The 25,847-nt window shown below is 70.6% G+C and carries 24 protein-coding genes and 2 pseudogenes; 13 read left to right on the top strand and 13 right to left on the bottom strand.

Annotated elements, in window-relative coordinates; all coding sequences use genetic code 11:
- Positions 1-162 precede the first annotated feature (162 nt).
- From FNH08_RS14755 to FNH08_RS14740, 5 genes are all read right to left on the bottom strand, one after another.
- Positions 163-741, bottom strand: coding sequence for an AMIN-like domain-containing (lipo)protein (locus FNH08_RS14755; protein WP_152771930.1), 579 nt, complete (start codon positions 739-741; stop codon positions 163-165).
- A gap of 80 nt (positions 742-821) precedes the next feature.
- Complete coding sequence (locus tag FNH08_RS50715; protein WP_194238487.1) at positions 822-986, bottom strand: hypothetical protein; 165 nt, start codon at positions 984-986, stop codon at positions 822-824.
- A complete protein-coding gene (locus FNH08_RS14750) occupies positions 983-2,110 on the bottom strand; it encodes a hypothetical protein (RefSeq protein WP_152771929.1) in 1,128 nt (375 codons plus the stop codon). Before FNH08_RS14750 ends, FNH08_RS50715 begins: the two co-directional genes overlap by 4 nt.
- Positions 2,111-2,121: 11 nt before the next feature.
- The gene (locus FNH08_RS14745; protein WP_152771928.1) at positions 2,122-2,409 is read right to left on the bottom strand and encodes a hypothetical protein; all 288 of its coding nucleotides are present in this window, start codon (positions 2,407-2,409) and stop codon (positions 2,122-2,124) included.
- 317 nt (positions 2,410-2,726) lie between these two features.
- Positions 2,727-4,661 (bottom strand): CocE/NonD family hydrolase, encoded by a 1,935-nt coding sequence (locus FNH08_RS14740; protein WP_322724508.1) that lies wholly within the window; start codon positions 4,659-4,661, stop codon positions 2,727-2,729.
- A 267-nt stretch (positions 4,662-4,928) separates the two neighbouring features.
- Here FNH08_RS14740 and FNH08_RS14735 point away from each other — a divergent pair, with 267 nt between their 5' ends.
- Both FNH08_RS14735 and FNH08_RS14730 read left to right on the top strand, forming a co-directional pair.
- Positions 4,929-6,554: an AbgT family transporter gene (locus FNH08_RS14735; protein WP_228034123.1), complete on the top strand. Its 1,626-nt coding sequence runs from the start codon at positions 4,929-4,931 to the stop codon at positions 6,552-6,554.
- A 22-nt stretch (positions 6,555-6,576) separates the two neighbouring features.
- Positions 6,577-7,743: an ArsR/SmtB family transcription factor gene (locus FNH08_RS14730; RefSeq protein ID WP_322724506.1), complete on the top strand. Its 1,167-nt coding sequence runs from the start codon at positions 6,577-6,579 to the stop codon at positions 7,741-7,743.
- 105 nt (positions 7,744-7,848) lie between these two features.
- Here the strand turns inward: FNH08_RS14730 and FNH08_RS14725 are convergent, their stop codons facing one another.
- From FNH08_RS14725 to FNH08_RS14715, 3 genes are read right to left on the bottom strand one after another with little or no spacing between them, the layout of a single operon-like run.
- A complete protein-coding gene (locus FNH08_RS14725; protein ID WP_152771925.1) occupies positions 7,849-8,625 on the bottom strand; it encodes an ABC transporter permease in 777 nt (258 codons plus the stop codon).
- Positions 8,622-9,602 (bottom strand): ATP-binding cassette domain-containing protein, encoded by a 981-nt coding sequence (locus tag FNH08_RS14720; protein WP_152771924.1) that lies wholly within the window; start codon positions 9,600-9,602, stop codon positions 8,622-8,624. The genes FNH08_RS14725 and FNH08_RS14720 overlap by 4 nt, the downstream gene beginning before the upstream one ends.
- Before the next feature lie 14 nt (positions 9,603-9,616).
- Positions 9,617-10,288: a DUF4097 family beta strand repeat-containing protein gene (locus FNH08_RS14715; protein WP_152771923.1), complete on the bottom strand. Its 672-nt coding sequence runs from the start codon at positions 10,286-10,288 to the stop codon at positions 9,617-9,619.
- A 251-nt stretch (positions 10,289-10,539) separates the two neighbouring features.
- On the opposite strand from FNH08_RS14715, the gene FNH08_RS14710 reads away from it, so the two are divergent.
- Both FNH08_RS14710 and FNH08_RS14705 read left to right on the top strand, forming a co-directional pair.
- The gene (locus tag FNH08_RS14710) at positions 10,540-11,295 is read left to right on the top strand and encodes a GbsR/MarR family transcriptional regulator (RefSeq protein WP_152771922.1); all 756 of its coding nucleotides are present in this window, start codon (positions 10,540-10,542) and stop codon (positions 11,293-11,295) included.
- Between the two features lie 133 nt (positions 11,296-11,428).
- Entirely contained in the window at positions 11,429-11,749 is a 321-nt protein-coding gene (locus tag FNH08_RS14705; protein ID WP_152771921.1) for a GYD domain-containing protein, read from the top strand.
- A gap of 276 nt (positions 11,750-12,025) precedes the next feature.
- On the opposite strand, the gene FNH08_RS14700 is transcribed toward FNH08_RS14705, so the two are convergent.
- Positions 12,026-13,168, bottom strand: coding sequence for an endonuclease NucS domain-containing protein (locus tag FNH08_RS14700; protein WP_152771920.1), 1,143 nt, complete (start codon positions 13,166-13,168; stop codon positions 12,026-12,028).
- A gap of 158 nt (positions 13,169-13,326) precedes the next feature.
- On the opposite strand from FNH08_RS14700, the gene FNH08_RS14695 reads away from it, so the two are divergent.
- The 6 genes from FNH08_RS14695 to FNH08_RS14670 all read left to right on the top strand — a co-directional run bounded on the left by FNH08_RS14695 (position 13,327) and on the right by FNH08_RS14670 (position 19,770).
- Positions 13,327-14,532 (top strand): sensor histidine kinase, encoded by a 1,206-nt coding sequence (locus tag FNH08_RS14695; protein WP_152771919.1) that lies wholly within the window; start codon positions 13,327-13,329, stop codon positions 14,530-14,532.
- Complete coding sequence (locus FNH08_RS14690) at positions 14,529-15,203, top strand: response regulator (RefSeq protein ID WP_407704372.1); 675 nt, start codon at positions 14,529-14,531, stop codon at positions 15,201-15,203. Before FNH08_RS14695 ends, FNH08_RS14690 begins: the two co-directional genes overlap by 4 nt.
- A gap of 189 nt (positions 15,204-15,392) precedes the next feature.
- On the top strand, positions 15,393-15,818 hold the full coding sequence (locus tag FNH08_RS14685; RefSeq protein WP_152771918.1) for a hypothetical protein: 426 nt from the start codon (positions 15,393-15,395) through the stop codon (positions 15,816-15,818).
- A gap of 53 nt (positions 15,819-15,871) precedes the next feature.
- Positions 15,872-16,726: an ABC transporter ATP-binding protein gene (locus FNH08_RS14680; protein WP_152771917.1), complete on the top strand. Its 855-nt coding sequence runs from the start codon at positions 15,872-15,874 to the stop codon at positions 16,724-16,726.
- On the top strand, positions 16,723-19,389 hold the full coding sequence (locus tag FNH08_RS14675; protein ID WP_152771916.1) for an FtsX-like permease family protein: 2,667 nt from the start codon (positions 16,723-16,725) through the stop codon (positions 19,387-19,389). The genes FNH08_RS14680 and FNH08_RS14675 overlap by 4 nt, the downstream gene beginning before the upstream one ends.
- A 72-nt stretch (positions 19,390-19,461) precedes the next feature.
- Positions 19,462-19,770 carry a hypothetical protein gene (locus FNH08_RS14670; protein WP_152771915.1) on the top strand — a complete coding sequence of 103 codons (309 nt, stop codon included), beginning with the start codon at positions 19,462-19,464 and terminating at the stop codon, positions 19,768-19,770.
- A 72-nt stretch (positions 19,771-19,842) separates the two neighbouring features.
- Here FNH08_RS14670 and FNH08_RS14665 read toward each other — a convergent pair.
- Positions 19,843-20,663: pseudogene (locus tag FNH08_RS14665) on the bottom strand (amino acid transporter); the annotation flags it as partial.
- Here FNH08_RS14665 and FNH08_RS53520 point away from each other — a divergent pair.
- Positions 20,659-20,995, top strand: a pseudogene (locus FNH08_RS53520) (APC family permease); the annotation flags it as partial. The pseudogenes FNH08_RS14665 and FNH08_RS53520 overlap by 5 nt on opposite strands.
- A 13-nt stretch (positions 20,996-21,008) precedes the next feature.
- Here FNH08_RS53520 and FNH08_RS14655 read toward each other — a convergent pair.
- The 3 genes from FNH08_RS14655 to FNH08_RS14645 form a co-directional block, all read right to left on the bottom strand.
- Positions 21,009-21,410 carry a DUF4234 domain-containing protein gene (locus FNH08_RS14655; protein WP_152771914.1) on the bottom strand — a complete coding sequence of 134 codons (402 nt, stop codon included), beginning with the start codon at positions 21,408-21,410 and terminating at the stop codon, positions 21,009-21,011.
- Between the two features lie 156 nt (positions 21,411-21,566).
- Positions 21,567-24,365 (bottom strand): alpha/beta hydrolase, encoded by a 2,799-nt coding sequence (locus FNH08_RS14650; RefSeq protein ID WP_322724501.1) that lies wholly within the window; start codon positions 24,363-24,365, stop codon positions 21,567-21,569.
- 229 nt (positions 24,366-24,594) lie between these two features.
- The gene (locus FNH08_RS14645) at positions 24,595-24,882 is read right to left on the bottom strand and encodes a hypothetical protein (RefSeq protein ID WP_152771913.1); all 288 of its coding nucleotides are present in this window, start codon (positions 24,880-24,882) and stop codon (positions 24,595-24,597) included.
- Between the two features lie 226 nt (positions 24,883-25,108).
- Between FNH08_RS14645 and FNH08_RS14640 the strand changes: the two genes are divergently transcribed.
- Complete coding sequence (locus FNH08_RS14640; RefSeq protein WP_152771912.1) at positions 25,109-25,540, top strand: SRPBCC family protein; 432 nt, start codon at positions 25,109-25,111, stop codon at positions 25,538-25,540.
- 125 nt (positions 25,541-25,665) lie between these two features.
- Positions 25,666-25,847, top strand: a 182-nt coding sequence (locus FNH08_RS14635) for a phospholipase effector Tle1 domain-containing protein (protein WP_194238486.1), incomplete at its 3' end; no start/stop codon positions are given.

The following is a 25,847-nucleotide window of genomic DNA, read 5'->3' as shown; positions in this document are numbered from 1 at the left end:
TGGTATAAGGGACAGCCAGTGGACCCGCCCCGGCGCGACCCCCGTGGAGACCCTCGGCCGGCAGGGCCACCACCACTGACGCGACATCTGTGTGGTGGTGGCCTCACCGGGCGGCCATACGGCACGTCGCCCAGCTGGGCTGAAGGGGGCCGTCAGGCCGCCTTACCAGGAGTGGGCGACGTCCACCACGAGCTTGTCGGACAGCTGGGTCACCTTGTACGGCAGGCGGGCGCGCACGCCCAGACCGACGTTGCTGATGCCCTCGAAGCTGCCGCCGAACTTGGCGTCGCGGAAGGTGCTGTAGCCCGTCAGGTCCACGCCCGGCAGCGACTGCTTGGCCTTGCCCGGGTAGGTCACCTTCTGGTTCTGCGTGTCGTACGAAGCCGCGATGACGCGGATCTGCAGGATCGCGCCTCCGGACACCGGGATCGGGTCCCCGCTGCCCTCCTGGCCGTAGGTGTCGACGTACTCGACCCAGTAGCCGAGCTTTCCGGCGCTCCCTGCGGGGATGTCGAAGACGATGCGGTCGTAGCAGTCGTGCTTGGCCGTCGTCACGTTCGTCAGGTACGCCGGTGCGCTGCTGCTGGTCGACGTCTTCGGCAGGCTTCCCCAGCCGGTCTCACAGGCGGCGGCCGTCGTGCCCGCGCTTCCCTCGGCGAACGCGGTCGGAGCCGCCACCACCAGGGACAGGCCTACCGCGGCGGTCGCGGCGAGTAACGCTCCACGCGATCTCGTACGCATGCTTCCTCCAAGCGGAACTTGGTGATCGGTTTTGCGCCCCACTAGATGACGACAACAGACACTTGGTTGCCTGGGGTTGGTCAGGGCTCGCAGGTCCTTGACTGGCCCGAGCACAGCCAGTCTCCGTCCGGCGGGTCGTCGAGGCCGGCGATGGACTGGACGAGTCCCCAGGCCGCGTAGAGCACGAAGGCGATACAGGCCGACATCACCAGCCACAGCACCACCTTCTTGCCCCGGGGGCTCAAGCCGACGTCCTGATCGTGTCCGAGCTGCCCCGGACATTGAAGTCACGAGCCAGACCCACGGAGTTGAGGTGGGCGAGATCGGCTTGCTCGAGTTCCACCTTGAAGGGACCTTTGAACTGGTCCTGGGTACGCCGGTGCTCACTGGGCACGCCCCAGTCGTAGCGCTTCCGCACGTCCACCCGGTACGTGATCTCGTCGCCGTGCTTCTCTCCCACGAGGCGGTACTGGAAGTGGTTCAGGGCGTAGTACCAGTCCCTACTCGTCTCACCGTCGTCGGAGACCGGTGCGGTCGACCCCCACTCGGTGGTGAACGGGCCGTCGGGACGCTTCCGTACGTCCTTCTCCAGCGTCTTGTCCACGTCGCGCTGGAACTGCGGAATGTCCCGCATCAGCTGCTGCGGCTCCACCTCTACGGTCTTGCCGGAGCCGTCGAGATAGTGCTTGACCAGACCGGCGGCGTTGGGCCAGCCACGAACGGAAGCCGCCGCGCCGACGTTGTTGAGCTGTCTGCGCACGATGTGGTCCTTCACGGTGGGTTCGAAGACGTTGTACCGACGGTCCTCGGTCTCGAAGTTGTGCGGCGTACCGAAGACCACCTTGAGGCTCGTCGTGAGCCACTCATCGATCTCGTTCACCTCCTTCAGAACCTTTTGCGCCCGCTTCTGGATGAGGTCCGCGGCCTGCTTCTTCTTCTGGTACTTCGCTTCGCCGTCCGGGTCGTCGGCCTCCGTCAGGTTCGACCATTCGACGACACCGTCCTCGGCGATCCTCATCCCCGCCTCGCGCGCGTCGCGGTCGAGCTCGCGGGCGATCTCCTGCAAGCCTTCCAGCCCCTCGGTGCCTCCGGTTCCGCGTACGCCGTCGGCCTCCTCGTCGAGAAACCGGCTGAGGGACTTGACCTGCGCGTCGAGCGCGTCGAACCCGACCTGCACCCGGTCGCAGTACTTCTGGGCCGCCTCGCCGCCCTCGCCCCTCCAGTGGTCCCTGTGCAGCTTGCGCACCACGTCGTCGTGGAACTGCTCGCGGGCCTGCCTGACCTTCCGGTGGATGACGTCGTTCCACTGGTCGGCGAACCTCTCCAGGCCCGCGACGTCCAACTCCAGAAGCTGCGAGAAAGTGACCAATGCCCTGCCCTTCAGCGGTAGATGCCGGAGAAGTCCCGTGCCGTACGGGTCTCGTTGCCGTCATAGGCATCCGCGCTGCGGCGGAAGTTGTCGGAGGCCGTGTTCAGCCGGCCACGCATCTCCTCGTTGAGCGCTTCCCAGCGGCCGTGCATGTCGTCGATGCTCTGCACGAACCCCCAGCCGTGCGCGGCCCTCGCCAGGTCCTCGGCGGCGTCCTGCGCCTCCCCCAGCGTCTTCCAGACCGTCAGTGAAGCCTCTTCGCAGACTTCCCCACAGCCTCGCAGGAACGAGGAGCTCACCCCGACATCCGGATCCGTTCCCCACGGCGGCGGCAGGTTCGGTCCCGAGGGCGAAGGTGTCGGCTCGGGGCCGGAAGGTGGCGGGCTCGGCTCGGCGGGTGCGGGGTCCGGGTCCGGTGTCGGTCCGGGTGACGGCGCCGGTGAAGGCCCCGCCGCGGGCGTCGGGTTCGGGGCTTTGGCGTAGGACAGCCTTGGATCTACGGGATCACTCATCGCATCCTCCGTGCACATCTGCGTCGTTGATCGCCAGAGCAAACATCCTCGCAAACGACTTGCGGGGCAGAGGGCACGGGGGCGCGGGAGAGGGGCGCCCCGGGTCAGGGGCGCGGCCACACGAGCGCGCCCGCTCCTCCCTCCAGCCACACCCGCAGGTGGGAGGGGTGCCCGGCGTCCATGTGCACGGTGTTCGTGGCTACGGCGGTGCGGCGGGCGGTGGCCTCCGGTTCGCCGGTGTTGGTGTTGACGTCGAAGCGGGGGAAGTTGCTGGAGGAGATGTCGAGGCGGATGCGGTGGCCGGCGAGGAAGCGGTTCGCCGTGTCGGGGGCCGTGACCTCGATCTCGTAGACCTCGCCCGGGGTGAGCGGCTCCGGGTGCTCCCAGGAGCGGTGGAAACGGCAGCGGACGATGCCGTCGGTGAGGTTCATGGCGAAGCCGTGCGGATAGTCGGCGTTGGGCGGGTGGACGTCGATCAGCTTGACGGTGAAGTCGGTGTCGGGGGCCGACGTGGAGATGTGGAGCCTTGCGGAGACCGGGCCCGCCAGCACCACGTCCCGCTCCAACGGTGGCGTGCTCAGGCTGATCACGTCCGGGCGGGAGTCCAGCGGCAGGTACGGCTCACGCGCCCCGTACACCCGGGCGTCCGGGGCGTTCTGGTCGTAGGCCCCGCCCGTCATCACCGGCTCGCCCGAGGTGACCTGGCCCCCCATGGTGGGGACCGGTCGGCGCGGGTCGAAGTCGTAGGTCACCGACGCGGCGGTCGCCGTGGGCGGGGCGGTGGTGAGGGCGCCGCCGGTGGAGAAGTACAGGGCTACGGGGGCCGTCGACGCCGGTGGCCACTGGGTGTCGGTGCGCCATGCGCCGCCGTGCCGCATCCGCCCGGCCGCGTCCCGCCGGCCGTCGCCTCCGCCCATCAGGAAGTACTGGACCGCGGGGAGGTCGCCCCACTCCTCGTTCCCGTCTTCCCCCTCGTCCGCCCGGCCCAGCGCCCGGTCGAACCACCGGCGGCGGAACTCCAGGTACGACGGGGCGAGGTTGCCGTCCAGGGTCGCGCGCGGGCCGAAGTCCACGTCTCCGGCGTACGTCTCGCAGCGGTGCCCGTGCGTCCACGGGCCCATGACCAGGTAGGAGGGTGCCGACTTCAGCTCCCGCAGGGCGGTGAAGTTCTCGATGGTGGAGCGGACGTAGGGGTCGTACCAGCTGCCCAGGTGCATGCTCGGCGCGTCCGGGAAGCGTTCGTAGAAGCCGCGCCCGTAGAGAGCCGGGTTGCGGTAGTAGTCGCCGAAGGTGTCCTGCCGCCACTGCTCCAGCACGAAGTCCTCGTACGCCGACAGGTGTCGCAGCGGCGTGCAGCCCGGCCGCCACGGCATCGCGTCGAACCAGCCCGTCACGTCCACCCGCAGCAGTTGCTCGGCCAGCACCGGGTCCGCCGTCGCCTCCGGGCTCCGCAGCGCGTGCCGCAGGGCCCAGGTCACCTGCTTCAGCTCGAAGGCTCCGCCCATCCGCATCCCCGCGTCGTACGCGGAGGAGAAACCGCCCGAGTCCTGGAACATGGCGACGAGCCCCGTCACACCTTCGGCGGCCGCGGCCGCCTGGACGTGGGCGGAGTAGGACACCCCCGTCATCACGACCCTGCCGTCGCACCACGCCTGGTTCCTGAGCCAGGCGATCGTGTCCACCCCGTCCGGGCCCTCCCCGAGGTACTTCACGAACGTTCCCTCGGAGTCGCCGCGGCCCCGGCAGTCCTGCCGTACGACGTGGTAGCCGGCCGAGGTGAAGTGCCGGGCGATGTCCTCGGGCCGCGGGATGGGCGCGTCGCCACGGTCCTGGTCCGAACCGCGCCGCGTGCGTCGGCCGTACGGGGTGCGTTCCAGGAGTACGGGCAGCGCGGGTGCCTCCGGTCCGGGTGAGGCGGAGTACAGATCGGCGGCCAGACGGACGCCGTCCCGCATGGGGACGCGCAGGGTGCGGCGCCACAGGGCACCGTCCTGGAGCGGTTCGGGCCGGCCGGCGTGGGAGGTGTCGTACGAGGTCACTCCCGTGACGCTAAGCAGCGGACCGGGGCATGGCGATCACTTGACGTCATCAGGTCAACTGTTCCGCAGGACGGTGACGGGACCGGAGACGGGACCTACTGTGCAGCGCAACCCAGGAACGCCCCGCGTTCCGTCGCGGCGGATCGTGCCCGGCTCCGGGCCCCTTCGCACCGCTCGTGGCGCTGCCGCGAGCACTGCTCTCGGCGCTGCCGCGCCTTCCCCTCGCTTCCCCGTCACCCGTCCCACCCGCCCTCACAGGAGGCCGCCATGAGCACACCCGACAGCCATACCCGGGAGGTGCGGGCAGAGGTGCCGCCCGAGCTGCAGGCCGCCGAACCCGACGAGGAGGGCCGCGGCCCCCGGCCCGACGAGGGCGGCCGTGGCTCCCGGATCCTCGACCTGGTCGAGCGCGCGGGCAACGCGCTGCCGCATCCGTTCTGGCTGTTCTGGATCCTGGCCGGGGTCGTCGCCGTCGTCAGCTGGGCCCTGAACGTCTCCGGCCTGCGGGTCGAGGACCCCTCCTCGGGCGACCTGGTCGGCGTACGCAGCGCCCTGTCGGCGGACGCCGTACGGGACCTGGTCACCGGCGCCGAGGAGTCCTTCGTGACCTTCGGCCCGCTCGGCATCGTGCTGATGGTGATGCTCGGTGTCGCGGTCGCCGAGCGGTCGGGGCTCTTCGAGGCGCTGGCCCGCCGCATGCTGTCGGGACTGTCCCCCCGTACGGTCGTCCTGGGCGTGGCCCTGGGCGGCGTACTGGGGAAGTTCCTGTCCGACTCCGCGTACGTGGTCCTCATCCCGCTCGGGGCGGTGGCCTTCCGGGCCGTGGGCCGCTCCCCCATGCTCGGCATGATCGTCGCGTTCGTCTCCATCAACGCCGCGGGCGACGCCAACCCGCTGATCGCCCCGGGTGACGCGCTGTTCGCCTCCGTGGCCACCGAGGCCGCGCAGCTCGTCGACAAGGACGTGGTGGTCCGCGCGACGGACAACATGTATTTCACCACCGTCTCGGCGTTCGTGCTGGCCGGCACGATCGCCCTGGTCGTGGACAAGATCCTCGCCAGGCGCGAGCACCACCTGGTCCCCGACGCGGACCTGGAGGCCGCCGCGGCACAGCGGACGGTGGCCGCCGAGGTCGACGACGCCACCGAGCTGCGGGCCCTGAAGCTGACCGGCCTCGCCGTGCTCGGCTACGCCACGCTGATCGTGCTCGCGATGCTGCCCGCCTCGTCACCCCTGCGCGGCGAGGGAGGCGCGATCGTGGAGTCCACCTTCATGAACGCCATCGCCGTCTTCCTCACCGTCTTCTTCCTGATCGTCGGCGCCGTGTACGGGCGGCTCACCGGGCGGATCAAGGGGAGCCGAGCGATACCGGAGTTCATGGCGGACGGAGTGCGCTCCATCGCACCGCTGCTGGTGCTGTTCTTCGCCGTGTCGCAGTTCCTCGCCCTGTTCAAGTGGACCAACATCGCCACGGTCGTCGCCGTCGAGGGCGCGGACTTCCTGAAGCGGCTGGGCGCGCCCACCCTGGTCCTGTTCGCCCTGCTGATCGTCGCGGTCGCGCTGATGAACCTGCTCATCACCTCCGGCTCCGCCCTGTGGACCCTGGTCGCCCCGGCACTGGTGCCGATGCTGCTGCTGCTCGGCACCAACCCGGCCACCACCATGGCGCTCTACCGCATCGCCGACTCCTGCACGAACTCCATCACCCCGATGAGCACCTCGTTCATGCTCTGTGTCGGCTATCTGCAGACCCTGCGCCGCAAGGCCGGTATCGGCACCCTGGTCTCCTTCACCCTGCCCGTCGCCATGATCATGCTGGTGGTGTGGGTGCTGCTGTTCTTCGCCTGGTACCTGCTGGGTATCCCGCTGGGTCCGGGCGCGCCGGTGCGGTGAGTTCCGCCGTACGCTGCGAGACGTGAGCATCGTCCTCGACCTCGGAGGACTCGGCCCCGCGGATGTCGTGGCCGGGCCCTCCGCACTGTCGGAACTGATGGCGAGCCTGCATGTCCTCGCCGAACCCGAGCACCACCCGGAGGCCGCCGGCTGGGCGGCCCGCGCCGCCGCGGCGGACCCCGGTCTGCGCGACGAGTTGTCCGTGTTCGCCCCGCTCTGGGCCCGCTTCCGCTGTCGCCTGTTCTTTCCCTTCCTCCCTCGTACGCCCCCGCTCGCGGCGAGCCTGGACGAGGAGCTGGCGGCGATCGAGGCGCTCCCGGCCGAGGACTTCCTCGAACTGGTGGCGCCCGGCGTCCTCGGCACCAGCGCGCAGCCCGTGCCGCCGGCCCGCGAGCTGCGCGCCGGCACCGCCGCCGCGGAGGACTACGCACGCCGCTGTCTGCGCCGCTCCTACGCCCGCGGTGAGCTGGCGCGACAGCTGGTGACGGCGCCGCTGGAGCTGCGGGACCGACTGCTGGAGGTGCTGCGGGCCGCCGACACCGCGTTCTTCGCCGAGGACTGGCGCACCCTGCGGTCGCCCCTGGAGGACCACGCGCGGGATGTACGTCGCCGGCTGGCGACCCTCCCCCTGGGGGCACCCCCGGCCGAAGGCTGGGGGACTTCGGCCGGGGGGACCCCCACCTCGCTTCGCTCGCCCGCGGACGTACTCACCGAGCTGCTGCCGACGGCGGCCCGGGTCGGACCAGGGGAACGGGTACGGCTGGACAAGCTGCAGATCGACGAGGTGAAGGTGGCCCCGCGCCCCCTCGTTCTCGTCCCCTCCGCCCGGGTGTGGCCGCATCTGACGGTCAAGCCCGAGCACCCGTCGTGCGTGGTGGTGCAGTACGCGGCGCGCGGCACCACCCCGGCCGAACAGCTGACCCTGCGGGACCTGCACCACCGCCTGATGGCGCTGACCTCGCCCGCCCGGATGGAACTGTGCCGCCATCTGCTGGGCGAGCCCATCACCACCTCGGAGCTCGCCGCCCGGCTCGGCTCCAGCGAGCCACAGGTCTCCCGCGCCCTGCGGACCCTGCGCGACGCGGGCCTGCTGCGCTCCACCCGCGACGGCAAGCTGGTACGGCACCGGCTCGCCACGGATGTCATCCAGCGGTTGGGGCACGACGTCCTCGCGACCGTGGCGCGGTGAGCCGAAGAGGCGTACGCGAACGGGGCGGCGTACTCCGACGCGGTGTCGGGTACGCCGCCCTGGGGCGGTACGAGGTGCGGGAGGTGGCCCGCGCTGTCATGGCGGTTACTTCGGGTCGCTGTTGAACTTCGAGGCCGACCAGGAGTAGCCGAGCACCGCGAGACCCACGCTCCAGCCGATGGCGATCCACCCGTTGTTGCCGATCTCGCTGCCGAGCAGCAGGCCGCGCAGGGTCTCGATGGCGGGGGTGAAGGGCTGGTACTCGGCGATGGGCTGGAACCAGCCGGGCATGGAGTCGAGGGGGACGAAGGCGCTGGAGATGAGGGGCAGGAGGATCAGCGGCATGGCGTTGTTGCTGGCGGCCTCGGCGTTCGGGCTGACCAGGCCCATGCCGACCGCGATCCAGGTGAGCGCCAGGGCGAACAGCACGAGCAGCCCGAACGCCGCCAGCCACTCCAGGGCCGTGGCGTCCGTGGATCTGAAGCCGATGGCCACGCCGACGGCGCCCACGAGGACCACACTGGCGATGCACTGCAGCACGCTGCCGATGACGTGTCCGATGAGTACCGAGCCGCGGTGGATCGCCATCGTACGGAAGCGGGCGATGATGCCCTCGCTCATGTCGGTGGAGACGGACACCGCCGTCCCGATGGTGGTGCTGCCGATGGTCATGAGCAGGATGCCGGGGACGATGTAGGCGATGTACGCGGAGCGGCCTTCGCCGCCGCTCATCGCGCCGCCGAAGATGTAGACGAACAGCAACAGCAGCATGACCGGCGTGAGCAGCAGGTTCAGGGTGAGGGACGGGTAGCGCCGGGCGTGCAGGAGGTTGCGGCGCAGCATCGTGGACGAGTCGCGCACGGCGAGGGAGAGGGAGCTCATCGGGCGTTCTCCTTGGGCTGGTTGGGCTGGTTGGTCTGGTTGGGGATGTGGGCCGGGCCGGTGAGGGCGAAGAACACGTCGTCGAGGTCGGGGGTGTGCACGGTCAGTTCGTCCGCTTCGACGCCGGCCGAGTCGAGCCAGTCGAGGAGGGAGCGCAGCTCGCGCTGGCTGCCGTCGCTGGGGATCTGCAGGGCGAGGGATTCGTCGTCCCGGGAAGCCTCGCGCAGGGCGGAGGCGGCGTTCTCGTAGGCGGTCGGGTCGGTGAAGCGGAGGCGGATGTGGCCGCCGGGGACGATGCGCTTGAGCTCGTCGGCGGTGCCTTCGGCGGCGATCTTGCCGTTGTTGAGGACGGCGATGCGGTCGGCGAGTTCGTCGGCCTCCTCCAGGTACTGGGTGGTGAGGAAGACGGTGACGCCGCCGGTGACGAGTTCGCGGATGATCTGCCACATGGTGTGGCGGGAGCGGGGGTCGAGGCCGGTGGTGGGCTCGTCGAGGAAGATGATCCTCGGGTCGCCGACCAGGGTCATGGCGATGTCGAGGCGGCGTTTCATGCCGCCGGAGTAGGTGGAGGCGGGCTTCTTCGCGGCCTCGGTGAGGTCGAAGCGCTCCAGCAGTTCGGCGGCGACCCGCCGGCCCTCGCTCTTGGACAGGTGATGCAGGTCCGCCATGAGGAGCATGTTCTCCTCGCCGGTGATCAGGCCGTCCACGGCGGAGAACTGCCCGGTGACACCGATCGCGGCGCGCACCGCCTGCGGGTCGGCGGCCAGGTCGTGGCCGCCGACGTGGATCTGACCGGAGGCGGGGTCGGGGGAGATGAGGGTGGAGAGGATCTTGACGGCGGTGGTCTTGCCGGCGCCGTTCGGGCCGAGCAGGGAGAAGATCGTTCCTTCGGGGACGGTCAGGTCGACGCCGTCGAGGACGGTCTTGTCGCCGTAGGACTTGTGCAGTCCGTTCGCCGCGATGGCCAGGTCGGTCATGAGGGGTGCTCCTTCTAGAGGCTGGTGGCGGTGATGTCGCCGTGGGAGGTGGTGGCGCGGATGTGCAGGCCGGCGGCGGCGCCGTCGGTGTTGAGGAGCGTGTTCTGGATCCGGCCGTAGGTGGTGCCGGCGTCCAGGGAGGCTGAGATTCCGCGGGCGGCGCTGATGGACACGTCGCCCATCTGGGTGGTCAGCACGACCGCGCCGCGCACCGCCTCGGCGATGTGGATGTCGCCCTTCTGCGTGCTGATCTCCGCGGGGCCGCCCAGGCGGCCGATGGAGACGTCACCGGCGGCGACGGTGAGGCGCATGCTCGCGACCTCGTCGACCTTGATCGCGCCGTTCGCGCCCTCGAAGACGACGTCGCCGAGGCGTCCGACGGCCCGGAACTCCGCGGCGGCCGACTGCGCCTCGACACGGGAGTCGGCGGGCAGCTGGATGGTCACCTCGATGGATCCGGAGGGGCCGAGGTACTGGTTCTTCGCCGCCGGGGCGTCGATCCGCAGGACCCCGTCGTCGTATTCGACCGTGGTCTGCTCCGCCGCCTTCACGTCGCGGCTCTTCGAGGCGTTCGCGGGCAGGACCTCGACCGTGGTGTCGGCCCGGTCGGCGGCGATGAACTGGATGCGTCCCGCGGGGATGTCGAGGACGGCGGTGATCGGGGTGGAGGTGTCGAACTTCTGCATCGTGCGCTCCTTGGAGTCGTCGTAGGCGAGTCGCTGTAGGCGAGTCGTTGTTTCCGACGCCAGAAACGCTACGTTGCGTTCAAGAATCCTTCAACAGATTCGTTGCACCTGATTAACATCAATGCAGCTCAGGGCCATGAAATCGTTGCAACGGCTTGAACTTGAATGCAACAGCAGCCGGTCGTCTCGTTGCAATGAAGGGGCAGTGAACGCTATGGTGGGGGCACCAGGGAGAGACGAAGGAGATCGCGATGCCGGGAGGCAGGCTCACCCAGCAGGAACGTCAGCAGATCGCGCTGGGGCTGGCCGACGGCCTCGCCTACGCGGAGATCGCCAGAGGTCTCGATCGTCCGACCTCGACGATCACGCGTGAGGTGACGCGCAACGGAGGCCCCACCGGCTACCGCGCCGACCTGGCCCACCACGCCACCGAACGCCGCGCCCACCGGCGCAGGCAGGCCGCGCCCCGGGGGGCACAGGCGCCCGCGCAGGCCCACGGACGCGACTCCGGGGCCGTGCGCGAGTACGAGGAGATGTTCACCACCCTCTTCATCCAGCAGGGCCTGCCCAAGATGGCGGCCCGGGTGCTGACCAGCCTCTACACCACCGACGAGGGCAGCCTCACCGCGTCCGAACTCGTCCAGCGCCTCCAGGTCAGCCCGGCGTCCGTCTCCAAAGCGGTCACGTTCCTCGACAACCTTGACCTCATCCGCCGCGAACGCGACGAACGCCGCCGCGAGCGCTACGTCGTCGACGACGACGTCTGGTACCAGTCGATGATCGCCAGCGCCCGAGGCACCGCCCAGATCGCCGAGACCGCACGACAGGGCATCGGCATCCTCGGCCCCGGCTCCCCGGCCGCCACCCGCCTCGAGAACATCGCCCGCTTCGTCGACTTCGTCACCGAGAACATGGCCCGTGCCGCGGAGCAGGCCCGCGACGTCCTCCACATGAAGGCCGAAACACCCTCAGGCGGCGCCGCAACGCCGGGTTCGGACGGCGGATAGACAGCCGTCGCGTCCAAGAGGTGCGTGCCGTGGCTTCCAACGGGTGAATCCGGTGGGTCGGCACGTGGCGGCCGAGGTGACAGCGGGAAGCCCATCCTGCGTACCGGACAACCGATGCGCAGGGAGCGACCCCATGCCGAAGTTCCTCATCCAGGCCACGTATACGCCCGAGGGCACCAAGGGCCTGCTCAGCGAGGGCGCGAGTGGCCGCCGCGCCGCGGTCGATCAGGTCGTCGCCGATCTCGGCGGGACGGTCGAGGCCATGTACTTCGCCTTCGGGGAGGACGACACCGTGCTCATCGTCGACTTCCCCGATCCGGTCGCCATGGCCGCCGTCAGCCTCACCATCAAGGCCAGCGGCGCCGTCAACACCCGGGCCACCCCTCTCCTCACCCTCGACGAGATCGACGAGGCAGCCCGCCGACAGGTGAACTTCCGCGCACCCGGCCGGTGAATCACGCCCGCCGCGAACGGCACTCAGCCCCCTACCGCTCAGCGAGTTCTACGGGCCTCTGTTCGCACTCACAGAGGCCAACAGCCGAATATTCCGGGCTTGCATGGAACGCACGGCGAAGCGCCCTGACGGGCAGTCACCCTTCGCCGTCGGCGGAGAACCCCCGACGGACGAGGAGCTGTCGGAGTGGCGATTGTGGGTACGCGCAGGAATCCTTTGTGCGACTCAAGGCGGAGCAAGCCACGCTTCTGGGCCGCCGTCGAAGCTGACCCCCTGTCAGTCATCGGTGGAGTCGGCGAGGTCGAAGTGGCGGGAGACCTCCTCGATCGTGAAGCGGGACCGCAGCTTGCAGGCGGAGTTCTGGTTGGCGAAGAAGCCGGGGCGCCACAGCGCCTTCTCGCGTGGCACCGCTCGCTCCCAGGTGACCGGCACGATCCACTCACGACGGTCCTCCCCGTCCGCCGGCTCCCCCGCGCTCGTCTCCCCTTCCTGCGTCTGCCCACCGCGCCGGTAGGTGCCCTTCAGAGGGAGTTCGGCCATCCTGCGGCTCTCACCGTCGATGGTGAGGAGCGCACCCTCGAACGGCTGAGGCTCGCCGGAGACGGTGCCGACGCCCACGTAACCCGTCTTGGGGATGTGGGTGAACACGCGCGCTCCGAGCGGCAAGGAGCGGAGCGTGCGGGAGAACCAGTCCCCTCCACCGGCCGACACGAAGCCGTAGCGAAGGGCGTCCTCCCAGCTCCGGCTGCCCGACTCGTCGCCGAACGAGACGTACCAGTCCGTCCCGTTCCACGGCTGCTGCTTCCCGCGTCGCTTCCCGCCCGCCGACGGCATCACGGTCTCGGCCTCGTCGATCAGCCAGGTGCGGGCCAGGTACGAGCGTTCCTCGTCCTCGAAGTAGCGGAAGAAGAGGACGTTGACCGGCACCTGGTACCCGGACGCCAGGTAGGTGACGATCCTCTCCGTCGCCGCGTCGATCTCACTCGCCACGATGGTGAGAGCGTGGGTCGAGTTCAGGACCTCCGGCGGACTGCCGCCGAACCGCAGCGCGAACGCCTCGTCCAGTTCCTCCGGCAGCCCTCTGCCGCGGGCGTAGGAGGTGTAGATGTCCCGTATCTGTTCGTTGGTCAGCTCCTGGACCCAGGAGCCGTAGTCGAGGACCTGGGCCACCACCTCACGAGGCGTGCGGTCCCGTTTGAGCTCGAGGACGTGCAGGCCCCCTTCGGCATCCATGCCGAGCAGGTCGACGACCTTGCCGTACTGCGTGGACACCTGTCGGCCGATCAGCAGCAACGGGTGGCCGAGAATGCCCGGGTCGGCCTCGATGAGCTCCTCCAGCCGGGACTCCAGGGGCATCGACCGGGTGGCGACCCGCACGGGCCTGTCGTCCACCCGCCACAGCCCGAACTCCAGCGGCATCCCAGTCCCCTTCCGCTCGGCCCAAGGCGCGGCCGGTCAAGCGAGAGACAGTATGCCGTCGAAGGCTCCGTGGAGGTGGAGCACCTGGGAACAGGACACTCCGGGCGCCGCTACTCAGGTCAACTCCTGTGGCTGAGCGGTGTCGTAGCCTGTTCGCCATGTTGCGCCGCGTACAGGCCTTGCCGTGGATACACACGGCGTATGACATCGCGATCTCGCTGTTCGTGGCCTGGACTGCCTGGACCTCCGGCACGGATGAGGACTTGTTCATCGGCTGGGCGATGGCCCTGGCGCTGGTGTTCCGGCGACGCCGGCCGATGACGGTGATGGTCGCGGTCTCGGTCCTTGCGCTGGTCCAGTACGTGCTGTCCTCCCCGGCCCCGTACGACGTGGCGCTGTTTGTCGCGATGCTCTCGGTGGTCACCCATGCCCGGCTGATGTGGCATGTCTACACGGCGGGTGCGGTCGTACTGCTGGGCGTGGTGGTGGCCTTCGGCGGGTTCCTCCCCTTCGGCGAACAGGACGGCGACGACTTCGGCTTCACCCTCGCCGGTGCCTGCGCGGCCCTGTGGCTGACCGCGATGGTGCTGCGGACCCGTCGGCTGTACGTGGCCACCCTGGAGGACCGGGCCGCCACGGCCGAACGGGAGCGCGAGCACCTGGTGCAGCTCGCGGCGGCCGAGGAACGCGCCGAGATCGCCCGGGAGTTGCACGATGTGGTGGCCCACAGTCTGGCGGTGATGATCCTGCAGGCCGACGGGGCCGGGTACGTCCTCAAGTCGGACCCCGACCGGGCCGGTACCGCGCTGAAGGCCATCGGCGACACCGGCCGTGACGCGCTGGAGGACATGCACCGGATCGTGCGGGTCCTGCGCGGCGGCCGGGCCTCCGGCCAGGGCGACGCCCCGGACGCGGATGCCGACCGCCGCCGGGTCTCGCTGGACGACCTGGAGACGGTGGCCGAGCGGGCCCGAGCGGCGGGGCTGCGGGTGACCCTGGAGATCGAGGGTGACCGGGGCGGCCTGTCGACGGCGGACGAACTGACCGTTCTGCGGGTCGTCCAGGAGAGTCTGACCAATGTGCTGCGGCACGCCGGTCCCGGCGCCGAGGTCACGATCAGCCTGAGGTTCGACGAGGACGTGGTGGTGATCGGTGTGGTCGACGACGGAGCCGGCAAGCTGGCCGGCTCCCGGCCCGCGGCGGACCGGGGCACCGGCGGGAACGGTCTGGTGGGCATGCGTGAGCGTCTGGAGGTGTCCGGCGGCAGTTTCACCGCCGGGCCACGCCTGGGCGCGGGTTGGCAGGTCGACGCGAAGCTGCCGGTGAGCCGACAGGCCGACAAGCCGGTCAGGACGACGGGATGAGTGAGATGAGCGGACCGATACGTGTCGTCGTGGTGGACGACCAGCCACTGATCCGCGCGGGATTCGCCATGGTGCTGGCCGCGCAGAGCGACATCGACGTCGTGGGCGAGGCGGAGAACGGCGCGGACGCCCTGCGGTTGCTGGCGGGCACCAAGGCCGATGTCGTCATCATGGACATCCGCATGCCCGTCATGGACGGGGTGGAGGCGACCCGGAGGCTCAGTGAACTCCCCGACTCGCCCAAGGTGTTGGTGCTCACCACCTTCGACACCGACGAGGACGCCTTCGCCGCACTGCAGGCCGGAGCCAGCGGCTTCCTGCTGAAGAACACCCCGCCGGAGGAGGTCGTGGGGGCGATCCGTGTCGTGGCGGCCGGCGAGTCCGTCGTGGCCCCGCGCGTCACCCGCCAGCTCCTGGATCGGTTCGCGGGCAAGCTGGCGCCCACGCCCCGCCACGACGAGCGGCTCGACCTGCTGACCACGCGCGAACGGGAGGTGCTCGGGCTGATCGCCGAGGGCCTGTCCAACAGTGAGATCGCCACCAGGCTGTTCATCGCCGAGGCGACCGTGAAGACCCACTTCGGGAAGATCCTCACCAAACTGGACCTGCGCGACCGGGTGCAGGCCGTCATCTTCGCCTACGACTCCGGCCTCGTGGCCCCAGCGGGCTGACCGACCCCCGGCGGGAGGAGGCCGGACTGCGACTGTGGTCGTAGTCCCGCCCTCCCCTCCCGGTCGCAGTTCCGCGGCCCGGAGATCAGGTTCTGAACCGATGTGCCGCGAAGCCTGGTCTTCGAGAATCAATCCTGCTGGTCGACAAGAGTCGAAGAACAGCATCGGCAGAAATTCTCGGAGGGCATCATGTCGGTTTCCACTGTTCCCGCATCCAAGCGGACGAAGAAGGCCGTACTGTTCGGCGCCATTGCGGCGGTGGTTCTCGTGGCGGCCGCGGTCGCCGGAAATTACTGGTGGACGGAGCACAACAGGCCCAGCCAGGCGTCCAAGGCCGACTGCGCGCTGGCGCAGCAACTCGTCGACTCCGTGAAGGAGATCCCCGGCGACAAGGCGGGCATCGAGAAGTGGGAGAAGTCTGTTCAGCAGGGCAGGAAGCAGCTCAAGGACGGATACCTCGCCTTCAATATCTCGAATTTCCACGGCATGGCGGCCATGAAGGCGAAGGGCGAGGGAGCCCCGACCGAGAAGCGCGTGACCGAAGTTTCGGACAAGGCCAACGAGCACTGCGCGGACGCCCGGGCCGTCATCGAATTCCCTCCGCTTGCCTCCTGACGCTTTCGCAGAAAGGGGAATCGGAGGTCATGGCGATGAGGCAGGGAACGGAAATGCCCGCGACCAAGGGTGAGGACATCGCCGCAGCCGCGGATCTGGTGAAGACGTATCGGCAGGGCGAGGCGCAGATCAGGGCCCTGGACGGAGTGTCGGTCGGCTTCGCCCGGGGGCGGTTCACGGCCATCGCGGGCCCGTCGGGCTCGGGCAAGTCGACGCTGATGCACTGCCTGGCCGGGCTCGACTCGGCCACCTCGGGCCAGGTGACGCTGGACGGCACGGAGTTGACCGGTCTGTCCGACCGGGCGCTGACCCGCGTACGGCGGGACAAGGTCGGCTTCGTCTTCCAGTCGTTCAACCTGCTGCCCCAGCTGACCGCTCTGGAGAACATCGCGCTGCCGGTCACCATGTCCGGCCGGCGCCTGGACCACGAGCTGCTCGACCACCTCGTCGGCGTACTCGGCATCGGCGACCGGCTGTCCCACCGGCCGGGCGAACTGTCCGGCGGCCAGCAGCAGCGCGTGGCACTCGCCCGGGCCCTGGTGGCCCGGCCCGCCGTGGTCTTCGCCGACGAGCCCACCGGCAACCTGGACTCGCGGTCGGGCACCGAAGTACTCGACTTCCTGCGCCGCTCCGTGCGCGACCTCGGCCAGACCGTGGTCATGGTGACGCACGACCCCCGTGCCGCCGCCTACGCCGACCGGGTGCTCGTCCTCGCCGACGGACGCGTCGTCGACGACGTCGACGTGGCGGCGGGCGCGGATGTCGGTCGAGCCCTGCAGACCGTGGGGAACGCGCGGACCGCGACGGACGTGGGGACCGCGGCCGGCGTAGGAACCGCGGCGGACGCGGGGACCGCGGCCGGCACAGGGACCGTGGGATCCGCGGGATCCCTGGGGAGGACCCGATGACCCCCTCCTGGCGTGCGAGCGTCCTGGGGTCGCAGCTGGCCGAGCTGCTGCGGCGGCCCGGCCGGCTGCTGACCACCGGACTGTCGGTCCTGGTGGCCGCGTTCGTGGTGTTCGCCACCGTCATGGCGCAGCAGATCACGGTGAACACCACCCTCGACCGCTTCCGCGGCACACCCGAGGGCGTCAGCCTGGTCGCGAAGCCCGACCAGGACACGGGGACCGACTTCGACGCCGCCGCGCTGAAGCGGATCCGCGCGTTGCCCGGTGTGGCCGGGGCCGTCGGGCGTGTGGACGCCGGCGGGTTGATCGCCGGGCGGTTCAACAGCTACCTGGAACTCAACTCCGACCCCGGCACCGGACCGCTGTCCCGCGTCGAGCTCGTCAAGGGCGACTATCCCGACGGCGCCCGCGAGATCGCGGTCAACCGCCGGGCCGCCGAGGAGCTGCGGCTCACCCCTGGCAGCCGCACCACCCTGCTCCTCAACGACCCCGAGAACCCGGAGAAGCCCCGCAAGGTCACCTTCACCGTCACCGGCGTGGTGAAGAGCACCGCGACCGCCGAGCAGTCAGCCGACGGTTACGCCCCCGACGCGTACCTCGTGCCCTACGGGCAGTCGCCGGGCTATCCGCGCGTGGACGTCCGGGCCAAGGACGGTGTGCCCGTGAGCGAGCTGTCCCGGCAGGTGCGCGCCGCGCTCGGCAAGGCGTCCCCCGGTGCGTCGCTCGTGTCCGGCGGCGCGGTGCGGGCCCAGGAGGAACGCGAGGCCGTGGGCGGGGACCTCAAGGAGATCTTCCAGCTCATCTCCGTGTTCCTGGCCGTGGCGGTGGGAGCCGCGGCCCTGGTCGCCACTTCGACGTTCCGTATCGTCTTCGCGCAGCGGCTGCGGCAGTTGGCGCTCCTGCGCGCCATCGGCGCCCCGCAGCGCCGGCTGGTGACCGCGCTCGCCGTCGAGGGTGCCCTGGTGGGCGCCGTCGCGGGCACGCTCGGGGTGGTGACGGCGCTGGGCGCCGGGCATCTCGCCCCGTCGGCCGCGAGTCTCCTCGCGGGCCAGGAGCTGTCCGCACCGGGCGTCCCCGTGTTGGACGCGCTGCTGGTGGTCGTGGGAACCGTGCTGGTGACGGTCGCCGCGGTCCTCGCCCCCGCCCTGTCGGCGGCCGGTGTGTCACCGCTGCAGGCACTGCGCGCCTCCGGCACCGTCTCGGGCGAACGCCGTATCCACCCCGTCCGGCTCGGCGCCGGAGTCCTCCTCGCGGCCGTGGCCACCGGCCTCGTCGCCCTGCTCGTCGCCCAACTGCCCCAGCCGGGCCAGACGGACTACGACCGCGACTTCGGCATGATGGTCACCGTCGCCTCGGCGGGCTTCGCCTTCCTGGCGCTCATCACCCTGGGTCCGCTCCTGGTCCGCCCTGTGCTGACCATGGCCGGGTGGCCGCTGCGGCGGCTGGGCACCACCGGCAGACTGGCCGTCAGCGGAGTCGGAGGCACACCGCGCCGTGCCGCGGCCGTCTCCGTGGTCGTCGCCCTCGGCGTCGCCCTGGTCTCCGGCGCGCTCGTCAGCGTCGCCTGCCTCAGCGGCTACATGGAACGCGACGCCGCCGTCCAGGCACCCGCCGACTTCGACGTCTCGGCCGACGCCAGGGGCTGGGACGCCGCCACGGTCCGGCAGTTCGCCGCCTCGCCCCGGCTCACTCATGTCACCGGCTACCGCGCCGTCACGGTGACCGTCGAAGGCCGGGAGTTCGAGGTGAAGGACCTGGATCCGACCGCCCTGCCCACCGGCAAGGACATCGACACGGTCACCGGCTCCCTCGGCGACCTGGGCCCGGGCAACGCGGTCGTCTCGTCCGACCTGGCCGAGGCCCTCGGTGTGCGGGCGGGCGACACCTTCACCCTCCCTTCCTCACTCTCGGCTTCTCCCCCACTCTCGACTTCGCTCGAGCGGGGGGACCCCCATGAGCGGGGGGACCCCCATGAGCGGGGGGACCCCCATCGCCGCGGCGACGTGCGGCTGACCGTGGCTGCCACGCTGCCCGGTCAGGGCCCGCTCCAGGCGGACGCACTCGTCGCACCCGCCGACCTCGACCGGCTGGGTGCCCCCGCGAACGCGACGGGCATCCTCGCCGACGCCGCAGGCGAGGGTCTCGCCGCCCGGGGCGAGGCGCACCGGGCACTGGAGACCCTGATCCGTGCGCATGTCCCCGACCCCGACGACGTCAGCCTCCAGATCCTGGCGGAGGCCCGGGACAGCGGTCGGGAGACGGTCGACATGTTGCTCACCACCGCCCTCGGGCTCGTCGCCCTGACCGTCCTCATCGCGGTCGTCGGCGTCACCTCCACCACCAGCCTGACCGCGATCGAACGCACCCGTGAGTTCGGGCTGCTGCGCGCTCTGGGCCTGGGCGGCGGCGCACTGCGCCGGACCATCGCCATGGAAGCCGGTCTGTACGGCGTCCTCGGCGGCGTCCTCGGTCTGGCCCTCGGCATCCCCTACGCCTGGCTGCTCGTCCGCACCGCCGTCACCGAGGCACCCCTGCGGCTGCCCGGAGGACAACTGCTCGTGGTCTTCGTCGGCTTGGCGGCCCTCACCTCCCTGGCCGGCCTCCTGCCCGCCCGGCGCGCCGGCCGCGTCACCCCGATGACCGCACTGGGCGGCGCGGAGTGAACCGGCGGCAGAGCAACCGGAGTTGAGGCTCTCTCGTCATCACCTGACAACGGCATCGAAAGGCAGACAGTGATGGAAGTACTGGCAGTGGCTCTGATCGGCGGACTCATCGGCGCGGGCGTGGCGTTCCCCCTGGTGCGCCGCGACCTCGGTACCCGCCGCGCGTCGCTGATCACCGTCGTGGCGTTCGTGACCGCCGGGATCGGGTCGCTGTTCGTGTTGTACGGGGCGCTGGTGGCCGTGGCCGCCGCGGCTCTGGCGTACGTGGTGGCGCGTTCCCGGACAGGCGTCGACAGGGCGCTGCTCGCGGCCGGCGGCTCGTTCGCCGCGATGACCCTCGGCTTCGCGGTCCTCCTCTACGGGAGCCTGGAGACGATGTGACGGCGGCTTGGGCGGCGGTGGTCGGCAGTGTGCCATACCACCACCGCCCCGGGCCGTGGTGGAGACGGTTCGCTACGACGAGGTGGCGGAGGGGCCCGTACGGCCCAGGCGCTCGCGGACCAGCGCAATGGCCACCACGCCCACGGCCACCAGGGTGGACAGGACGACCTGGTCGCGGCCGCCGCCGTCGGCCGTGCCGGTCAGCATGTAGCCGAGGACGAACGTGATCAGGGCGATGGTGGCCCAGGTCAGGTAGGGGTAGAGCCACACGAACAGGGCGATCGCGCCGGAGGAGTCGAGGAGGAACTTGAAGACCGTCTCGGGCCACAGGTAGTTGAAGCCGACGGCGACGAAACCGAAGACCACCGACGCCAGGATGGCCATCCGCGGCACGCCCCGGTTCGTGGTGAGCCCGAAGCCGGCCGGGGCGTCACTGCGCCGGCCGAGGGAGAACGCCCTGCGCGAGGCGGTGTACAGGCCGGAGCTGAGGCAGGACGCACGGAGGTCAGCACGAGGGCGTTCATGATCTGGCCGGCGTGCGGGATGCCGATGGAGCTCACGCTGTTGGTGGCCTTGGTGACCGCGCCCTGCGGGTCCTCGGTCTCGCCGGCCGCCGGCGTGACGATCTCGCTGCCCATGAAGGAGAAGACCACCATCAGGACGCCGGTGAGGATCGCTCCGGGTCCATTGGGCAGGAAGCCGCCGTGTGCGGTCAGGTTGGAGAAGCCGCCGGCCGGGTGGTCGGAGCCGGGCAGCAGGTCGAAGCTCGCGAGGCCGCCCAGCACGATGAACGCGGCGATGGCGACGACCTTGATGCCGGCGAACCAGCACTCGAACTCGCCGTAGGAGCTGACCGAGGCCAGGTTGGTGGCGGTGAGGACGGCCATGACGATCGGCGGATGGGGCCTCGGCCATCTGCTCGGCGCCATCCTGATCCTGCTGGTCCACCTCGCGTCCAAACATCGCGCTGCCGCCGTACTACCGCACCGACCGGCCGCAGGAGTTCCGGACGGTGCGGCACCTGGTACTGCCCGCGATCGGCGCCCTGGCCATCCTGGTTCCGCTGTACTACCTCGCCAAGCCGGGACAGCCCGCGCCGTACAACTGGTTCCCCTACGCGGCGCTTGCCACCCTGCTGGCCGCCGTCGGCTACGCGACCCTCCTGGTCCGCCGGGACCCGGGTCCGGCCGCCCGTGTCCGCTCCGTCGTCGCCGACGCGGAGTGAGCACGGCGCCCGATCACGCGGCCAGGGGCAACTGCGCTCCTTCCGCGGGCAGCCGGTAGTGGACCCAGATGTGGTTCAGCTCGTGCTGATAGTAGAGCGGGGTGAGACCGGCGACGATCAGGAGGATCAGCCCGATCCACGGGTTGCAGGTGGGCTGCATCCCGGCCGACCGCTGCATCCGGGCCACGCGCTCGCCGGTGTTGAAGATCGAGACGAAGGGCGGAACGATCAGCAGCCAGCCGAGGGTGACGGCCACCACGGCCATCCCCGGACTGACCTCGATCCGGTCGTCGAAGTCCCGGGCCTCACGGTTGATCTTGTAGTACCAGACCAGGGAGTAGATGCCCAGCGTGATCAGCGGCCAGACCAACCACACGAGAAAAATGTTGCGGCTCTTGCCCGCACGACCTGACATGACACACCTCCCGTCACTCCAGTGCACCACGGTCCGCGGCGAGATGCGCGTCGTTCCCGTGGGCAGCGAGGAGGGACGGGCGGTGCCCCGGCACGGCGGTGCCGTCGGCCTCCCGGCGGAGATCCGGGAGGCCGACGGCGCCTCGGGCCGTGCTCGTTACGACGCGTCCCTCACCGTCCCCGTGGTCTCCGGGCCCTCGATCGGCTCGCCGTTCCAGTCGTAGGTCTCCAGACGCAGCCGCAGCGACTCCGTCCCCTCCCTCACCCCGTCGGCGACGGTGGGCACGGAGACGTCGACGGTGCGGGTGCCCTCGGGCAGGTCGAACCACAGGCGCGGTTCGTCCTGCAGCCCGGACAGCGGGCGCTCGGGGTCCGGCGAGGCCTCGAAGTAGTCGTTCAGCCAGTCCGCGGGGACATCCTTGGTGGACAGTTCGGCGCCGCCGGAGACGGGCAGGATCCGCAGCACCCCTTCCACGGGGATGTCGGCGGTCTCCGAGAGGGTGATCCGCCAGACGAGGGGCTGCCCCTCGGTGACCTGGCCTTCCACCGGTGTCACGGTCGCCGTGGGAACGGGGTCGTCCTCCAGGACGGTGAGTCCGCCCCGGTGGGAGCCGACCACCGCGCCGCGTACGGCCTTGACAGCCACCATGTGGTCGGCGTCGCCCCCGTAGCGGGTGTTGCCCTCGACCGCCACCGTCACGTCGACGCTGGTGCCCGGGCGGACCGTCACCGTGCGCGCAGCGGGGTACGCGCTGCCCGGCCGCTCCACGAACAGCCGGACCTTGCCGCTGCCCGAGCCGGAGACCCGTACCGGCACCTGGTAGCTACGGGTGCCGGAGTCGCCCTCCTCGACCGTCAGCCGGCCGACGTCCACGCGCACCGGCTTCGCGGGGTCGGCCGCGGGGGTGCCGGGGCGCCAGCCGTAGGCGTCCATCAGCCACGCCTTCCCCGACGCGGTGCGCGGGGTGAGCTCCAGCGTCCTGACCTGGCCGAGGTCGATGCGCGCACGGGTCGCCGCGGACAGCGGTACGCGGACCTCGCGCGCCCAGTACGAGGAGGTCTGGCTGGTGCCCGGCAGTCCGTCGACGCGGACCCGGCCGAGAGACGCCCGCTTGCCGGAGGTGTCGGTGAGGGCGACGTCCAGCTTGGTGCCGGTGGTGTTCGGCGGGACGATCACGCGCAGGGTCAGCTCCTCGGCGCCGGACAGGGAGACCGGGCGGGCGGGGCTGAGCCGGGTGGTGGTGCCGGAGCGGGTCCAGTTCATGGCCAGTGCGGAGCGGCCCGGCTCCTTGGCCGTCACCCTCCTCCACTGGGCGAAGTGCGGAGACGCGGTTTCGAGGCCCTCGGGCAGGCAGGAGACGCTCGGGCGCGGGTCGACCTGGGCGCACAGCCTGCCGCCGCCGACCGTGGCGGAGGAGTCGGGCAGGAACGCCCCGGAGCGGGCGGCGCCGACGGCGTGGGTGGCCACACGGGCGTTCCCGGCGGAGGCGGCGCGCACGGGGGAACCGTCGAGCAGGGGGCGGACCCGGTCGTCACCGGTGAGGAACAGCCGGGCCGCGGCGGCTATGTACGTCGAGCCGGCCTTCTGCTGCTGCCCCGCGGTCAGCCGGGTGCTGGTGCCCGGGGAGCACACCGGGTCGTGCTCGTCGCCGCCGTAGGAGAAGTCGTCCTCGGCCGGGGCCTCGGCCTGGCCGGGGGTCCACTCGCTGTTGAAGTAGTTGTGGTTCGCGCCGGTCATGTAGACCGCGCTGTGCAGGGCCTTGCCACGGCTGACCCCGCGGGTGCCGTCGACGTACATCTCGCCCTGGAGGTCGAGGACGTCGCCGTCGCAGCCCGGCAGGATCGTCATGGACGGCACGTCGGGCTGGGGGTTCTGGCCGAAGATCGTGGGGCCTATGAGGACGGTTCCGCGTATCGTCCAGCGGGTCCGGCCGTGGTACCCGTCCTGGTCGGCGGGCGGTGGGGTGAGGCTGTCCATCGCGGCCCGGTTGACGCCCTCGCCACCGCGGGAGTGGCCCACGAGCATCACTTTGCCGAGGTCGGCCCTGGGAGCCTTGCGCACGATCGCGGGGGCCCCGGACGGGTCGGCGGCCCAGTCCGCCCAGCGCGCCAGGTGCAGCCGTACCAGCGAGGAACGGGCCTGGGCGCCGGCGTCGTCGGGTATCCAGTCCTGCGCGTTGATGCCGTTGGCGGAGATCGAGACCGTCACATAGCCCTGGGAGGCCAGGAGTTTCTGGTCGTGCAGATAGCCGCGGTAGCTCGGCACCGGCTTCTGGCCGGACGGGCACGGCCACACCAGGTCCACGTCATCGCCCTTGTAGCAGGAGATGTGACGCCCGTGCAGGAACAGGGCCAGCGGGCGGCGGCCCGTGGCGCCCTTCGGCGCGACGACCTCGGCCTTCATCTCCACCTTTGCCTCGTAGCCGGGCAGCCGCACCGACGGCAGCGAGTACTCACCGCTGACGGTGCGGAACGGGCCGGGGACACCGGGATCGACCTCGTTCACGGCGTCCGCCCGGGGCGGGACGGACGGAGTTGACGATCTGTCAAGTCTGCGGCGCTCGCGGCCGGCGTCCGCTCCGGCCGCGTCCAGGCGGCGCCCCGCGGCCACCACCCGCAGGTCGTCCGCCTTGCCCAGGCGCACCCCCGCGAGCGGCAGCCGGAAGGTGCGCCCGTCCGCGGCGGGTTCCGGGGTGCCGAGCAGGCGGTCCCCGCTGAGGAACTCGACCCGGGCATCGCCCACCGGCACCCTCTCGGGCGAGCGCCACACCAGCTCCCCCGACTCCCCGGAGCCGGTGATCCTCCAGCCTTCGGGAAGCCCCGGATGGGCCGGGGACAAGGGAGCGGACGGCTGCCCGGGCTCGGGTTCCGGCGCCGCCTGCGCCATCCCCGGCGAGCCCAGCGCCACCGCGAGGGCCGCTGTCACGGCGGCCGCCACACGCGGGACACGGATCACTTCTGGTCCTCCTGATGGTCGGTTGCCCGGGCACCCCACGGGTCCCGGGCTCCCCCGATGCATCAGAAGACGCAGATTTTGGTGCCGGGTTGCCTCCTTCCACAGCTTTCACACAGCTCTCGCCCACCACCCGTGGCAGGACGCGCCCGTTTGTGGGGAGTTGACCTGATGCCGCTGCGGGGAGTGGACCTGATGCCGCGCCAACGGCCTTGCGCCGCAGCGGATTTACTCACAGTGCGGAGGCCACGACCTCCCCGGCCGTGACCTGGGGAGGGTTGGGAATCAGGGACGCGAGGTTGTCCCGGACGAAGTCCCCCGCTCTCGCGACCGATTCCTCGGCCCCGGCCCGGTCCTGGAAGACGCTGGTCGAGACCATGACTCCGTTCCCCGCGTCGACCCAGTAGTAGGCCACGAAGCCGGTGATCCGGCGCACGAGCGGTACGAACCCCTCGTTCACCAGGCGTCCCGCCTCGGCCGGGTCGACCACCCCTTCGTACCGTCGGACAACTGCGTACATGACTGGTCTCCTCGCGGGATTCGGATGCGTGCTCTCCTGAGACGCCGTTCCCCCTTCGACAGCGACTTCGCTCGTGAGGCGTCCGGTGATCACCGGAAGGGCCGCCCGCGGTGAGCCGAACGGCGGCTCCTGGCCGGTCGAGGGTTCCCGAGCGCCGACCGGGCGGTTCCGGGCGCACACTGGAAGCAGAGGTCCGTGCGTCATTCGCCGACCGTGGAGGTGACCCATGAGCACCCTCGAGAAACACGTCGACGTCGGAGTTCCCCTCGACAGAGCCTGGGACAGCCTTCATCGCCTGGAGGACTATCCACGCTTCGTGGAAGGAGTGCGCGGCGCCCGTACGGAGGCGGGAGACCGGGCGCGTCTGGACGTCGAGACCGGCGGCGGGGCCCGGGAGGTCGAGGCCGAGGTCGCCGACCGCACCGGGGAACACGTGATGGAGTGGCAGACCACGGGCGCCCCCGATCTCGCGGGCTCCTTCACTCTGCAGCCGATCGACAAGAACCACACCCGGGTCCAGGCACGGGTGGAGTACGACCCCGGCACGGTCAGGGACGCCTTCGGCGGGCCCAAGGGATTCGCCCAGGCGAACGCGATCGAGCGGCTCGTCGGTAGCGATCTGGAGCATTTCAAGGAGTTCGTGGAACGACGACGGTAAGGAATGGCGGCGCCCGGGCCGCGGTGCGATCATGGGATCGGGGCGGAGTGCATCACTCTCAGTGAGTCCCCTCCGGGCCCCCGAGCCCCGAGCCCCCGTGAGTGATGTCGTGGAGGATGGATGTCATGGCCAAGCGTCTGATCGTCTGCTGCGACGGAACGTGGAACCTGGCCGACCAGCCGAGCAAGACCAACGTCACCAAGGTCGCCCTGTCCGTGCGTCCGCGGTCCGCCGACGGGGTGGAGCAGCGCGTCTTCTACCACGACGGGGTCGGCACGCGCCGCTGGGAACGGCTGCGGGGCGGGGC

The organism is Streptomyces spongiae (assembly GCF_009377185.1).
Lineage (GTDB): Bacteria > Actinomycetota > Actinomycetes > Streptomycetales > Streptomycetaceae > Streptomyces > Streptomyces spongiae.
Note: the sequence above shows the minus strand (reverse complement) of the source record. Positions and strands in the feature narration are given on the sequence as shown.